General features: G+C 36.8%; 14 protein-coding genes. 11 read left to right on the top strand and 3 right to left on the bottom strand.

The genetic code is table 11. The features are described from left to right. Positions 1–7: 7 nt before the first annotated feature. Entirely contained in the window at positions 8–835 is an 828-nt protein-coding gene (gene comER / locus JFT95_RS19285; protein ID WP_201052974.1) for a late competence protein ComER, read from the bottom strand. 77 nt (positions 836–912) lie between these two features. Here comER and JFT95_RS19280 point away from each other — a divergent pair, with 77 nt between their 5' ends. From JFT95_RS19280 to JFT95_RS19270, 3 genes are all read left to right on the top strand, one after another. Next, a complete protein-coding gene (locus JFT95_RS19280) occupies positions 913–1,512 on the top strand; it encodes a helix-hairpin-helix domain-containing protein (RefSeq protein ID WP_002015211.1) in 600 nt (199 codons plus the stop codon). A 63-nt stretch (positions 1,513–1,575) separates the two neighbouring features. Continuing rightward, the gene (locus JFT95_RS19275) at positions 1,576–2,133 is read left to right on the top strand and encodes a ComE operon protein 2 (protein WP_201052973.1); all 558 of its coding nucleotides are present in this window, start codon (positions 1,576–1,578) and stop codon (positions 2,131–2,133) included. Positions 2,134–2,147: 14 nt separating this feature from the next. Further along, positions 2,148–4,469: a DNA internalization-related competence protein ComEC/Rec2 gene (locus JFT95_RS19270; RefSeq protein WP_201052972.1), complete on the top strand. Its 2,322-nt coding sequence runs from the start codon at positions 2,148–2,150 to the stop codon at positions 4,467–4,469. Between the two features lie 31 nt (positions 4,470–4,500). Here JFT95_RS19270 and JFT95_RS19265 read toward each other — a convergent pair whose 3' ends face one another. Then, on the bottom strand, positions 4,501–4,635 hold the full coding sequence (locus tag JFT95_RS19265; protein ID WP_000997609.1) for a YqzM family protein: 135 nt from the start codon (positions 4,633–4,635) through the stop codon (positions 4,501–4,503). 348 nt (positions 4,636–4,983) lie between these two features. Here JFT95_RS19265 and holA point away from each other — a divergent pair, with 348 nt between their 5' ends. Then, a complete protein-coding gene (gene holA / locus JFT95_RS19260) occupies positions 4,984–5,994 on the top strand; it encodes a DNA polymerase III subunit delta (RefSeq protein WP_201052971.1) in 1,011 nt (336 codons plus the stop codon). 84 nt (positions 5,995–6,078) lie between these two features. Here holA and rpsT read toward each other — a convergent pair whose 3' ends face one another. Then, positions 6,079–6,336, bottom strand: coding sequence for a 30S ribosomal protein S20 (gene rpsT, locus JFT95_RS19255; RefSeq protein ID WP_002088694.1), 258 nt, complete (start codon positions 6,334–6,336; stop codon positions 6,079–6,081). A gap of 180 nt (positions 6,337–6,516) precedes the next feature. On the opposite strand from rpsT, the gene gpr reads away from it, so the two are divergent. The 7 genes from gpr (at position 6,517) to grpE (ending at position 13,600) form a co-directional block, all read left to right on the top strand. Further along, positions 6,517–7,620 (top strand): GPR endopeptidase, encoded by a 1,104-nt coding sequence (gene gpr, locus JFT95_RS19250; protein WP_002088693.1) that lies wholly within the window; start codon positions 6,517–6,519, stop codon positions 7,618–7,620. Next, positions 7,620–7,982: a DUF3679 domain-containing protein gene (locus JFT95_RS19245; protein ID WP_063607626.1), complete on the top strand. Its 363-nt coding sequence runs from the start codon at positions 7,620–7,622 to the stop codon at positions 7,980–7,982. The genes gpr and JFT95_RS19245 overlap by 1 nt, the downstream gene beginning before the upstream one ends. Before the next feature lie 208 nt (positions 7,983–8,190). Beyond that, positions 8,191–10,014, top strand: coding sequence for an elongation factor 4 (gene lepA, locus JFT95_RS19240; protein WP_002015204.1), 1,824 nt, complete (start codon positions 8,191–8,193; stop codon positions 10,012–10,014). Between the two features lie 189 nt (positions 10,015–10,203). Then, positions 10,204–10,578: a winged helix-turn-helix transcriptional regulator gene (locus tag JFT95_RS19235; RefSeq protein WP_002015203.1), complete on the top strand. Its 375-nt coding sequence runs from the start codon at positions 10,204–10,206 to the stop codon at positions 10,576–10,578. A gap of 51 nt (positions 10,579–10,629) precedes the next feature. After that, positions 10,630–11,769, top strand: a complete 1,140-nt coding sequence (gene hemW / locus JFT95_RS19230; RefSeq protein ID WP_002015202.1) for a radical SAM family heme chaperone HemW — start codon at positions 10,630–10,632, stop codon at positions 11,767–11,769. A 133-nt stretch (positions 11,770–11,902) separates the two neighbouring features. Further along, positions 11,903–12,919 carry a heat-inducible transcriptional repressor HrcA gene (gene hrcA, locus JFT95_RS19225; RefSeq protein ID WP_002015201.1) on the top strand — a complete coding sequence of 339 codons (1,017 nt, stop codon included), beginning with the start codon at positions 11,903–11,905 and terminating at the stop codon, positions 12,917–12,919. Between the two features lie 114 nt (positions 12,920–13,033). Beyond that, positions 13,034–13,600, top strand: coding sequence for a nucleotide exchange factor GrpE (gene grpE, locus JFT95_RS19220; protein ID WP_098710845.1), 567 nt, complete (start codon positions 13,034–13,036; stop codon positions 13,598–13,600). The last annotated feature ends 16 nt before the right edge of the window (positions 13,601–13,616 follow it).

Genomic DNA, 13,616 nt, shown 5'->3' with positions numbered 1-13,616 from the left:
GTATTTATTATGTGTGTTTATTGAATTGCTGCTCAACGCATTTTAAATCTTCATCAAATTTCTCATGTGTCCGTTCGATTAATTTATGAAACATATCCCCAACGTGCTCTTCTAAAATACGAATACCTTCTCCTGTAACACCGCCTTTAACGCATACCTTTTCTTGTAAAGTAGGTAATGTGAAAATTTTTTTTTCAAGTAATTTCCCCATTCCAATGACCATTTCACTTACTAAAGTAGTGGCTTCTTCATGTGTAATATTTGTTTTATCTACAGCAGCGTTAATGAAACATTGTAATAAATAACTAAAAAAAGCAGGGCCGCAGCTTGCTATATCAGATGAAACGCGCGTTATATCTTCTTCTATAACAAGGGGAGTAGAAATGTTTTTGAATAGACGAAGTAGTTTTTGTTGCCATTCTAGAGAGCAGCTATTTCCAAATGTAAATAGTGATGCGCCGGATAAGGCGCGGTTTGTGATGCTTGGAATGATACGAGCGACGTGGCAAGGTATAAGTGTTTCTAATTGTGATGGAGATATGGGGCTTGTGATAGAAACTAAGCAATCTTCGTCTGAAAAATGGTCAGCGTATTTTTGTAGAATAGGGTATATATCTATCGGTTTTACGCAAATGAAAATAAGCTGGGATTGTTCGATTACCTCTTGGATTGTTTTGGCTATATGAACAGAAGGGTATTTTTCTTTTATATGATATGCTTTGGCAGGCGTCCGATTAATAATAGTAAGGCACGAAGGTTTGACAGCACGGGTTTCTAAAAATGCATCGATTAGTATACTCCCCATGTTCCCTGTCCCTATAATTCCTATGTTCAATGTTTCATCCCTCCTTCGTAACAGCTTTCTCCTAAACAATATGAATGATGTTATAAATTTATGATTAGAGGTGTAAAATGATGTGGGATTTTCCGAAAAAATGGTTGGGATTAGTGGTTATTATTGGCACTTTGATTTTTCTTTTTTTCTGGAAAACGAATCAGCAAACAGAGCGATCGCTCGTTACAACGGAAGTTCAAGTGAAAGATGTGGAGAAAAAAAGTAAACCGAAAGTATTGGATGCAAAGGAGCAGAAAAAAATAATTATAATTGATGTGAAAGGGGCGGTTTTTAAAGAGGGTGTGTATGAAATGAAGGAAGGGGACCGGGTGAAGGAGGCGGTTGAAAAAGCTGGTGGTTTGTTGCCGGATGCAGATGTGAAGAAAGTGAATTTGGCGCAAATGGTCCAAGACCAAATGCTTCTTTATGTTCCTAACAAGAATGAGCCAGTGCAAGAAGGGGCTACTTTTTCAAAAAGCGAGGGTAAAGTGCAAATAAATACAGCTTCTAAAGAGCAACTTGAAAAAATAACAGGCATTGGTTCTCGGAAAGCGGAAAGTATTTTGAAATATCGAGAAGAACATGGTCTGTTTCAGAAAATAGAAGATTTATTAGAAATTGATGGGATTGGTGCGAAGTCTTTAGAGAAAATAAAAGATCAAATTATTATTCCATAAAAGATTGACGAAGTTTTTCTTTTTTCGCTACACTACAAGTAGACAAAAAAGAAGGTGAAAAATATGGAACGAATTTCATGGGATCAATATTTTATGACGCAAAGCCATCTACTATCTTTACGTAGTACATGTACAAGGCTTGCGGTAGGAGCGACAATCGTTCGTGATAAACGAATTATTGCTGGTGGATATAACGGTTCAATTAAAGGTGGTGTGCATTGTATAGACGATGGTTGCTATGTCATTGATAATCATTGCGTTCGTACAATTCATGCTGAAATGAATGCTTTATTGCAATGTGCGAAATTTGGTGCAAAAACAGAGGAAGCGGAAATTTATGTCACACATTTTCCTTGTTTGCAGTGCTGTAAGGCGATTATTCAAAGTGGTGTTACAGCGGTTTATTATGCACAGGACTATAAAAATCATCCGTATGCCGTAGAGTTATTTGAACAAGCGAGTGTAACAGTAAAGCACGTTCCGCTAGAATACGATATTACATCGCTAGAGGAACAAGGGCGTCATTTACAGCTAAAGGAATTATTCGCAGCTTTAGAAAAAGATAATTTATCAATGGAAGAATTACAGCGTGTATTCACTAAAGCGAAAATGATGCTATAAGGAGTGAGTATGAGTTGAATGGGCAATGGGGCTATGTTGCAATCTCGTTTATAATTGGGATTGCAATTACCTTTTCCGCATCGCATTTGTTGGCTGCTTGTTGTTTCGTTTGTTATGTTTTATTTTGTTTATATCGTACTTCGCGTAAAACCTTCATATTTTGTATAATAGCGTGTTTTAGTGGCGTTATGTACACCGCGTATGTTCAGAGTCTAAATAAGCCGCTAGGGGAGTCCTATGAAGTTACACGAGGGGTCGTGCAAAATACACCTCTAATTAATGGGGATCGTCTCTCTTTTCAAATTGAAGATCAGAATAAAAACTTAGTGCAGTTAAATTATAAAATACAATCTGCTTCGGAAAAGAAGCAGTTGCAACAATTACATGTAGGTATATCGTGTACATTTAAAGGGGAGGTGAAAGAACCACAAACTGCCCGGAATTTTCATGTTTTTGATTATCGTAATTATTTATATCAGCAAAAAATACATTTTATATTTGATGTGACATACATTTCTGAATGTCACAAAACATCGTTGTCACTCGTGCAATGGATTTTCCTTCTCAGGCAACAAACAATCTCGAAAGTTACAGAAATGTTCCCGGAACAATCAGGTGCATTTATGAACGCATTATTATTTGGAGATCGACAACAAATGACGTTTGAAGTAGAAGAGCAATATCAACAATTTGGTCTTATACATTTGTTAGCAATTTCAGGATCGCATATCGTACTATTAATGGTTATAATGTATTTTGTTTTGCTAAGAAGTGGTGTGACGAAAGAGACAGCAACAGTATGCCTTATAGTTTGCATTCCTCTGTATATGATCATAGCTGGGGCGTCGCCATCTGTTGTGAGGGCTTCTATAACAGGAGTTTTATTATTGGTAGCTTTCATGTGCTCTGTTCGCTTATCTAGTCTAGACGCCTTAAGTATAACAGCTATATGTATGCTTATATACGATCCGTATCTTATTTTCAACATTGGATTTCAATTCTCATTTGTAGGTAGTTTTTCTTTACTACTATCTGCGCCGATATTATTAGGGCGTAGTAATGGGATAGTTCGAAATTCTATTTACATTTCTATAATTTCACAGCTCGCTAGTACCCCCATCTTGTTATATCATTTTGGTTATTTTTCTCCTTATAGCATTTTCCTCAATCTTATATATGTTCCTTTTCTATCCATTATTGTATTGCCGTGTAGCATCATTATTCTTATATGTATGCCGGTTATTCCATTTTTCGCAAAAGGAATTGCATATGTACTTTCACTATGTTTAACCATTTCTAATGATTTTCTAAGTTACTGTGAAAGTTTCCCTTTCATCCGACTTACTTTTGGTCAAACTCCTTTATTTCTTGTGGCTATATATTGTTTTAGTATCGTTAGTATATTTGTGATTTGGGAAAGGGTAATAACGAAAAAAAATTTGTGCATAGTTGTGGGTGTGTTTCTTTTTATTAGTACTTGTCATTATGTATATCCATATTTTCGCGAAAGTGGGAGTGTTACATTTCTTGATGTTGGACAGGGAGATGCGATATTAATTCGTCTTCCATACGATAAAGAGGTTTATCTTATTGATACAGGAGGAGCCCTTCCTGTCAAGAAGGAAGCGTGGCAACAGAAAAAGCATGAATTTTCTGTTGGGCATGATATTCTTGTTCCTTTTTTACAAAAAGAAGGTATAAAAACGATTGATAAATTAATTGTAACGCACGGAGATGCGGATCATATAGGTGCTGCGCTGGATTTGCTGTCATCTATTATTGTAAAAGAAGTTGTATTTGGGAGAAAGGAACAAGATGCTGTATTGGAAAAAGTGGTGAAGAAAAAGGCGTTAGAAAAGAGCATGAAGATAAGTGTAGTAGGAGAAGGGGAAGGTTGGAGGGTAAATGAAGCGGAATTTTTCGTATTAGCTCCAAAGGGGAAAGAAAAGGGAGAAAATGACTCTTCGATTGTACTATGGGCCAGACTAGGGGGACTAACATGGCTATTTACGGGTGATCTAGAAGAAGAAGGAGAAAAGTTTATAGTATCAACATATCCTGATTTGCGGGCTAATATTTTAAAAGTTGCCCACCATGGGAGTAAAACATCGTCTACAGATCCATTTTTAAGCCTTGTACAGCCTGCTGTAGCGATTATTTCTGTGGGGGAGCGTAATAGGTATGGGCACCCGCATAAGGAAGTTATAGAGCGTTTTAAGAAGATGGGTATTGATATATGGCGTACGGATAAGCAAGGTGCTATTTCCTATGTTTTTAATGGAGAAAAAGGAACCTTTCAAAGTAAAATCACATATGATGAAACACATAGAAGATGAAAAAAAGAAGACTGCCGTTAAGCAGCAGCCTTTAAGAACCGATGAATTTAATAACAGTTGCAATAATGAAAAGTGTTGCGAAAAAACCAAATGAGACGATAAATCCTACCCCTGAATCAATAGCGTCATTGCGTTTACTTTGAACGTTTTGTTCAAAATCATTCATTTAGAATCCCTCCCCAACATTCCATTTTAGTATAAAATATTGTCAGAAAAAAATCTACAATTTCCATATGAAGTGAAATAGAGTATTTGTATACTTTTTCTAGTTAGTTAAGTAGCGTGAATTTTTCATTTCCAATCATGTTAACAGTTGGCACTTATACTAAGATTATTATTGTAAATAATAAAGGGAAGGTGATTACCGCACACCAATAAGAAATCCGGGGCTTATTGCGTGGCGTTTTATATAAATAAAGGGGCGGGTTATAAAGACCGTCCCTTTGTACTTGTAAAACAAAAGCTAGGGCATTAGTATAAATATATATTGCTAAGTTAGGGAGTAGGAAAAAATATGAGTGATATACATAAGAAGATTAAAAAGAAACAGTTCGCTCCGTTGTATGTACTGTATGGAACGGAAGCTTATTTTATAAATGAAACGATAAAGCTTATTACAACGTACGCGCTTGAAGAGGAAGATCGAGAGTTTAATGTTGTGACATACGATTTGGAAGAAGCGTATTTAGAAGATGTAGTTGAGGATGCGCATACGCTTCCTTTTTTTGGAGAGCGTAAAGTTATATTAATAAAATCACCACTATTTTTAACGGCACAAAAAGAAAAATTAGAACAAAATATAAAAATTTTAGAAGAATATATTGGGGAGCCATCTCCTTTTTCTATTCTTGTTTTTGTTGCGCCTTATGAAAAATTAGACGAACGAAAAAAAATTACAAAACTATTAAAGAAAACAGCGGATGTAATAGAAGCAAATGCGATGCAAGTGCAGGATGTTCAGAAGTGGATTGTTTCTCGTGCGGATGAGGTGCATGTGCATATTGATAATGCAGCTGTTAGTTTATTGTTAGAGCTTGTGGGAAGTAATGTAACAATGTTGGCGAAGGAAATGGACAAGTTAACGTTATACGTCGGTATGGGCGGAGAAATTACGCCAAAACTTGTCACGGAACTTGTGCCGAAATCTGTTGAGCAAAACGTGTTTGCTTTAACAGAAAAAGTGGTGAAAAAAGATATCGCTGGTGCGATGCAAATTTTAGACGGATTATTTACACAGCAGGAAGAACCGATTAAACTGCTCGCTTTATTAGTAAGTCAGTTCCGCTTGCTGCATCAAGTGAAAGAGTTGCAACAGCGTGGTTACGGACAAAATCAAATCGCGTCCCATATGGGTGTACATCCGTACCGGGTAAAGTTGGCGATGAATCAAACGAAGTTTTTCTCTTTTGAAGAATTAAAAAAAGTTATTATAGAATTGGCGGAAGCTGATTATAGTATGAAGACTGGAAAGATGGATAAGAAACTTGTGCTTGAGTTTTTCTTAATGCGGTTAAATCATATGTAGTGACACAAAAAAGTTCACGTACTTAGTACGTGAACTTTTTTGTGTATATAAAAAACGATCCGAATGGATCGTTTTTTAAACGCCTTACGCGTTTACTTGTTTCGCTAAGCGAGATTTTTGACGAGCTGCAGCGTTTTGGTGGATAAGACCTTTACGAGCTGCTTTGTCAAGTTTTTTAGAAGCAGTTTTGAAAGCTTCTTTAGCATTTTCAAGATCGTTATTAGTAACTAAAGTTTCTACAGTTTTAACAGCAGTACGCATGTCAGACTTGATAGAAGCGTTATGTGAACGACGCTCTTCGCTAAGTTTAGCGCGTTTGATAGCAGATTTGATGTTTGCCATACTTTTCACCTCCCTGGTGCAATCGAATGACTCGATTCTTACATAGAACAAGTGATATTTTATCAAACGGTGAAGAGAATTGCAATAGTATATCAATGAAATTTCACGTAAAGGAAAGAATGACCTAATATAACTTGGGGAAATCTAACGATATTTACTATGAATTACGGAGGAGATACGATGAAAGAACCATTAGATTTAAGTAAATATAGTGTTAGAACTGACCTTGCTGTAGAGGCGCACCAAATGCTACAAGAGCGCCAAGAAGAACAAAAAGGGATACAGGGAGTTATTGTAAAAGAGAGGGAAGAAGAGGGAGTTACAATTACAAAAGTAACTATTGATGAAATTGCATCTGAGTCAATGGGGAAAAAACCTGGAAGTTATTTAACTCTTGAGGTGCAAGGTATACGACAACAAGATACGGAACTTCAGCAAAAGGTAGAGCGTATTTTTGCAAAAGAATTTTCTTATTTCTTAGAAGAGGTTGGAGTTTCAAAAGAAGCGAGTTGTTTAATCGTAGGTCTTGGGAATTGGAATGTAACGCCGGATGCACTCGGACCGATAGTTGTAGAGAACGTACTGGTGACGAGACATTTGTTTAAATTGCAGCCTGAAAGTGTGGAAGAAGGGTTTAGACCTGTTAGTGCCATTCGTCCAGGGGTAATGGGAATTACAGGGATTGAAACGAGCGATGTCATTTACGGAATTATTGAGAAGACAAAACCAGACTTTGTCATCGCAATTGATGCATTAGCTGCGCGTTCTATTGAACGAGTAAATAGTACGATACAAATTTCTGATACAGGAATTCATCCAGGATCTGGTGTTGGGAATAAGCGTAAGGAACTAAGTAAAGAAACATTAGGTATTCCTGTTATCGCAATTGGTGTGCCAACTGTGGTAGATGCTGTTTCGATTACGAGTGATACAATTGATTTTATTTTGAAACATTTTGGCCGGGAACTGAAAGAAGGAAACAAACCGTCACGCTCTTTATTGCCAGCAGGTTTTACATTTGGAGAAAAGAAAAAATTAACAGAAGAAGATATGCCGGATGAAAAGAGTCGAAATATGTTTTTAGGAGCTATTGGTACGTTAGAAGAAGAAGAAAAGAGAAAGTTAATTTATGAAGTGTTATCTCCTCTTGGTCATAATTTAATGGTAACTCCAAAAGAAGTAGATGCGTTTATTGAGGATATGGCAAATGTAATAGCCAGCGGTTTAAATGCAGCACTGCATCATCAGATTGATCAGGATAATACAGGGGCATATACACATTGATGGAAAGAGGCAGAAATAGCTTGAGTCAATTTACGCTGTTATGTATATGCGGTACAGTCTTATGTTTGCTTATGATGATAGCTGGAGTGGGACTTGCTAATCATGGCTTAAAAAGTATGAAAGGATATCGTCAGCTGTCATATGAACAAATTGCTCATATGACAGGAACAGAAGGCGCTGGGGCTGAATCGGAAATTTCGGGAGAGACGTTTTCGGCTATTGAAAAACAAAAACAGTTAGAAAGCTTAAGAAGTTTTAATGTTGTAGAAGGTATCGGTATGGCGATAGCAAGTGTTGCTCGTGATATGACAAAGTTTGGAACGGATATAGTTGTTGGGGCAATAAAAGGAATTTTTAGTTAAGGGTAGCGGGAAGGATGGTTGTCTTATGTTTGTAAGAGAGCTGTCTTTTAATTTGAAAAAGGTTTGTCTCTTATGGTTTGTGCGCATAAGATATAGATAGAGTGATTTGTATTGTAAGCAGCACGAGTTTTCATTGAATCTTTGCTGCTCTATTGATATAATCAGTGCTAGTGTATATTGGCGAGACTATTAGGAGTTGAGAACATAGATGAATAAAGAAGAAAGAGCAAAAAGACAGTCCAAAATTCGTAACTTCTCCATCATTGCTCACATTGACCACGGGAAATCAACGTTGGCAGACCGTATTTTGGAGAAAACAAACGCGTTGGCACAGCGCGAAATGAAGGCGCAATTGCTTGACTCTATGGAGTTGGAGCGTGAGCGTGGTATTACAATTAAATTAAATGCAGTACAACTAACGTATAAAGCGAAAGACGGTGAAGAGTATATTCTTCACTTAATCGATACTCCAGGACACGTCGACTTTACGTACGAAGTATCTCGTAGTTTAGCGGCTTGTGAAGGTGCAATTCTTGTAGTGGATGCAGCGCAAGGGATTGAGGCGCAAACATTAGCGAACGTATATTTAGCGCTTGATAATAATTTAGAAATCTTACCAGTTATTAATAAAATCGACTTACCAAGTGCAGACCCAGAACGCGTACGTCAAGAGGTAGAAGATGTAATTGGTTTAGATGCATCGGAAGCTGTACTTGCTTCAGCGAAAGCTGGCATTGGTATTGAAGAAATTTTAGAACAAATCGTTGAAAAGGTACCAGCTCCAACAGGTGATTCAGAAGAGCCGTTACAATGTATGATTTTCGATTCTTTATATGATCCGTACCGTGGTGTAATTGCATATATCCGTGTTGTAAATGGAACGGTAAAAGTTGGCGATAAAGTACGTATGATGGCAACTGGAAAAGAATTTGAAGTAACAGAAGTAGGTGTGTTTACACCGAAAACGACGCAACGTGACGAGTTAACAGTAGGTGATGTAGGTTTCTTGGCAGCATCTATTAAAAATGTAGGCGATACACGTGTTGGTGATACGATTACACATGCGAAACGTCCGGCTGCAGAGCCGTTAAAAGGGTATCGAAAATTAAACCCAATGGTATTCTGTGGTTTATATCCAATCGATTCTGCACGTTATAACGACTTACGTGATGCGTTAGAAAAACTAGAATTGAATGATTCTGCTCTTGAATTTGAGCCTGAAACATCTCAAGCTTTAGGTTTTGGTTTCCGTTGTGGTTTCTTAGGGCTTCTTCACATGGAGATTATTCAAGAACGTATTGAACGTGAATTCAAGATTGACTTAATTACAACAGCGCCAAGCGTTATTTATAAAGTGTATTTAACGAACGGTGAAGATTTTATTGTTGATAATCCATCTAATATGCCAGATCCACAGACTATCGATCGTGTAGAAGAGCCGTTTGTGAAGGCTGCAATTATGGTTCCGAATGACTATGTTGGAGCTGTAATGGAAATTTGCCAAGGGAAACGTGGAACGTTTATTGATATGCAATATTTAGATGAAACACGTGTTACATTGACATATGAAATCCCGTTATCAGAAATCGTATATGATTTCTTCGATCAATTGAAATCAAATACGAAAGGATATGCATCATTTGACTACGAGTTAATTGGTTATAAACCATCTAAACTTGTGAAAATGGATATTCTTTTAAATAATGAACAAGTGGATGCTTTATCATTTATTGTACATCGTGATTCAGCGTATGACCGTGGTAAAGTAATTGTAGAGAAATTAAAGAAATTAATTCCAAGACAACAGTTTGAAGTGCCAATTCAGGCGACTATCGGAAATAAAGTTGTATCTCGTTCTACAATTAAGGCGATGCGTAAAAACGTACTTGCAAAATGTTACGGTGGTGACATTTCTCGTAAGCGTAAACTTCTTGATAAGCAAAAAGAAGGTAAAAAACGTATGAAGTCTGTTGGTTCTGTAGAAGTGCCGCAAGAAGCATTCATGGCTGTACTGAAAATGGATGATAACTAATGGAGTGAACTATAATTAGTGGGGATTTTTCTATTCTTCGCTAATTATTAGCCCGCACCAATCGTGATAAAAGTAGAAGCCGTTCGTTCGGCTTCTTTTTTATATGCTACTTTTTAGACATCTTAGCATCTCTCATTTACAATAGTGAGAGAGCTTTTTAGTGATTGATATAGAGTTAGGAGACTATTAATGTCCGAAAATATTCGAAAAGATATTCGAGAGAAAATACAAAAAGGTAATTTTAATTGCGAAAAGGAACTGACGCTTTCTATAATTAGTGGGAAGTGGAAAGTTGTGATATTGTGGCACTTAGGTGTGGAAGGTCCGCATCGTTTTAGTGAATTGCAACGTCTGTTCCCGAGCATTTCTCATAAAGTTTTGTCAAATCAATTGAAAGAGTTAATGGAGGACGGGATTGTTGATCGAACGGTATACCCGGAAATTCCTCCGCGTGTTGAGTACTATATGACGGAATTAGGTATGTCGCTTTTACCGATCGTTGAAATGATGTATGATTGGGGAAAAATGCGAATGGAACAAATCCGTAATACAGTAGAGAAGTAAAGAATCCTCCGGAGTGCGGAGGTTTTCTTTTTAGAAAGGTAGGAGTTATATTTGGTACAAGCTGCATATATTCATATTCCATTTTGTCAGCATATTTGTCACTATTGTGATTTTAATAAAGTATTTATTGAACGCCAACCGGTTGATCAATACTTACAATATTTAGAGAAAGAAATAATAAATACGGTTCAAAAAGTACCGTTTGAAAGTATGAAAACGATTTTTGTTGGCGGAGGAACTCCGACAGCTTTAAATATGGAGCAAACAAAAAAACTACTCGACATCATTAACCGTCGTTTGCGTCCATTTGCGCCGAATTGTGAATTAACATTTGAAGCGAATCCAGGTGATTTACCGAAAGAGAAGTTGAACGTATTGCTAGAAGGTGGAGTAAACCGAATTAGTTTTGGTGTGCAAACGTTTCGTGATGAGCTACTTGAGAAGATTGGACGCAGGCATACGAGAGAAGATGCATTCGTAGCAATTCGAGAAGCGCAGGAAGTTGGTTTTACAAATATTAATGTAGATTTAATTTATGCTCTGCCAGGACAGACGATAGAAGATGTAAAGGAAACATTAGACATTGCCTTTACGCTTGGTGTACAACATTTCTCGGCATATTCCTTAATTGTGGAACCGAAAACCGTATTTTATAACTTAATGAATAAAGGGAAATTAAGACTTCCAGGTGAAGACCATGAAGCGAAAATGTACGAAATGGTAATGGATGAAATGGAGAAACATGGTTATAACCAGTATGAGATTAGTAACTTCTCAAAAGGTAATAATGAAAGTAGACATAATCTCACATACTGGAATAATGAAGAGTATTATGGATTTGGAGCTGGAGCGCATAGCTATGTGAACGGGGAACGAATTCAAAATGTAGGTCCGCTCAAGCAATATTTCACTAAAATTGATGAGACAGGATTTCCATATTTAGATGTTCATCCAGTGACAGAGAAAGAAAAAATGGAAGAAGAGTTGTTCTTAGGACTTCGAAAAACAAAAGGTGTTTCTAAGTTAGAATTCCAAAAGAAATTTAATGTGGAGATGGACCATGTTTTTGCAAAGCAGTTACAAAGTAATCAAGAACAAGGATTACTTGAAAACAGAGATGGACATGTTTGTTTAACGAGGAAAGGGAAACTATTAGGGAATGAAGTATTCCAGTCATTTTTGATTGATTAATTAAATGTGCCATAAGCGTGAAAAATTTTTGTTATTTCGTGACGTTTCCGTTGACAATTGAATGTCAATTTTGGTAAGTTATTAATAGATTTAGCACTCGAAGACAAAGAGTGCTAACAGAGGTGATGATGAGATGCTTACGGAACGTCAGCTCTTAATTTTACAAACAATTGTTGATGACTTTATTGGATCAGCGCAGCCAGTTGGTTCGAGGACGTTGGCTAAGAAAGATGAAATTACGTTTAGTTCAGCTACTATTCGAAATGAAATGGCTGATTTAGAAGAATTAGGATTTATTGAAAAAACGCATAGTTCTTCTGGGCGTGTTCCTTCTGAAAAAGGATACCGATTTTATGTAGACCATCTTTTAGCGCCGCAAAACTTACCGACCGATGAAATTGTACAAATTAAAGATTTATTTGCTGAAAGAATTTTTGAAGCAGAAAAAATTGCACAACAATCAGCTCAAATTTTATCAGAGCTTACGAATTATACGGCCATTGTTCTTGGTCCCAAATTGAGCACAAATAAACTTAAAAATGTACAAATTGTACCGCTTGATCGTCAAACAGCAGTCGCTATTATTGTAACAGATACAGGGCATGTGCAAAGTAAAACGATTACCGTTCCGGAATCTGTTGATTTATCAGATTTAGAAAAAATGGTTAATATTTTAAATGAAAAGCTATCTGGTATACCTATGGCAGAACTTCATAATAAAATCTTTAAAGAGATTGTTACAGTCTTGCGTGGGTATGTTCATAATTACGATAGTGCAATAAAAATGTTAGATGGTACATTTCAAGTCCCTTTATCGGAAAAGATATACTTTGGAGGAAAAGCAAATATGCTTTCGCAACCAGAGTTCCATGACATTCACAAAGTAAGATCTTTGCTGACGATGATTGATAATGAGGCTGCGTTTTATGACATTTTGCGTCATAAACAAGTCGGAATTCAAGTGAAAATTGGTAGAGAAAATTCTTCTACGGCAATGGAGGATTGCAGTCTGATTTCTGCAACGTATTCGATTGGAGAAGAGCAACTTGGAACAATTGCAATTTTAGGTCCGACGAGAATGCAATACTCTCGTGTAATTAGTTTACTGCAGTTATTTACAAGACAATTTACAGACGGACTTAAAAAGTAAATGAGAGTAATACATTCGCTCAAGTGATGAAATTTTCATTGCTGTGTGTAATATATAATGCTTAGGTAATCATGCTAAGCATGATACCTAATACCTTTTAAGGAGGTGAAAATTGTGGAAGAGCGTAACGAACAAGTGGTAGAAGAAGTGAAAGAAGCGCAAGTTGAAGAAGCTGTCACGCCAGAAAACAGTGAAAAAACTGTAGAAGAAAAAAGTGAGGCTGCTCTTTTACAAGAAAAAGTAGATGAGTTACAAGTGAAACTAACGGAAACGGAAGGTCGCACATTACGTCTACAAGCTGATTTTGAAAATTATAAGCGCCGTGTCCAAATGGATAAACAGGCTGCTGATAAATATAGAGCACAAAGTCTAGTTTCAGATATTTTGCCAGCTCTTGATAATTTTGAAAGAGCGATGCAAGTGGAAGCGACTGACGAGCAAACGAAATCCTTGTTACAAGGTATGGAAATGGTGCATCGTCAATTGCTAGAAGCGTTGACTAAAGAAGGTGTTGAAGCGATTGAAGCTGTTGGTAAACAGTTTGATCCGAATGAACACCAAGCTATTATGCAAGTGGAAGACAGTGAATTTGAATCAAACGCGGTAGTTGAAGAATTCCAAAAAGGTTATAAACTAAAAGACCGTGTGATTCGCCCATCAATGGTAAAAGTAAATCAATAATTTACATAAAAGTAGG

The organism is Bacillus sp. TH17, assembly GCF_016651125.1.
GTDB lineage: Bacteria > Bacillota > Bacilli > Bacillales > Bacillaceae_G > Bacillus_A > Bacillus_A mycoides.
This window is presented reverse-complemented; position numbering and strand designations above follow the sequence as displayed.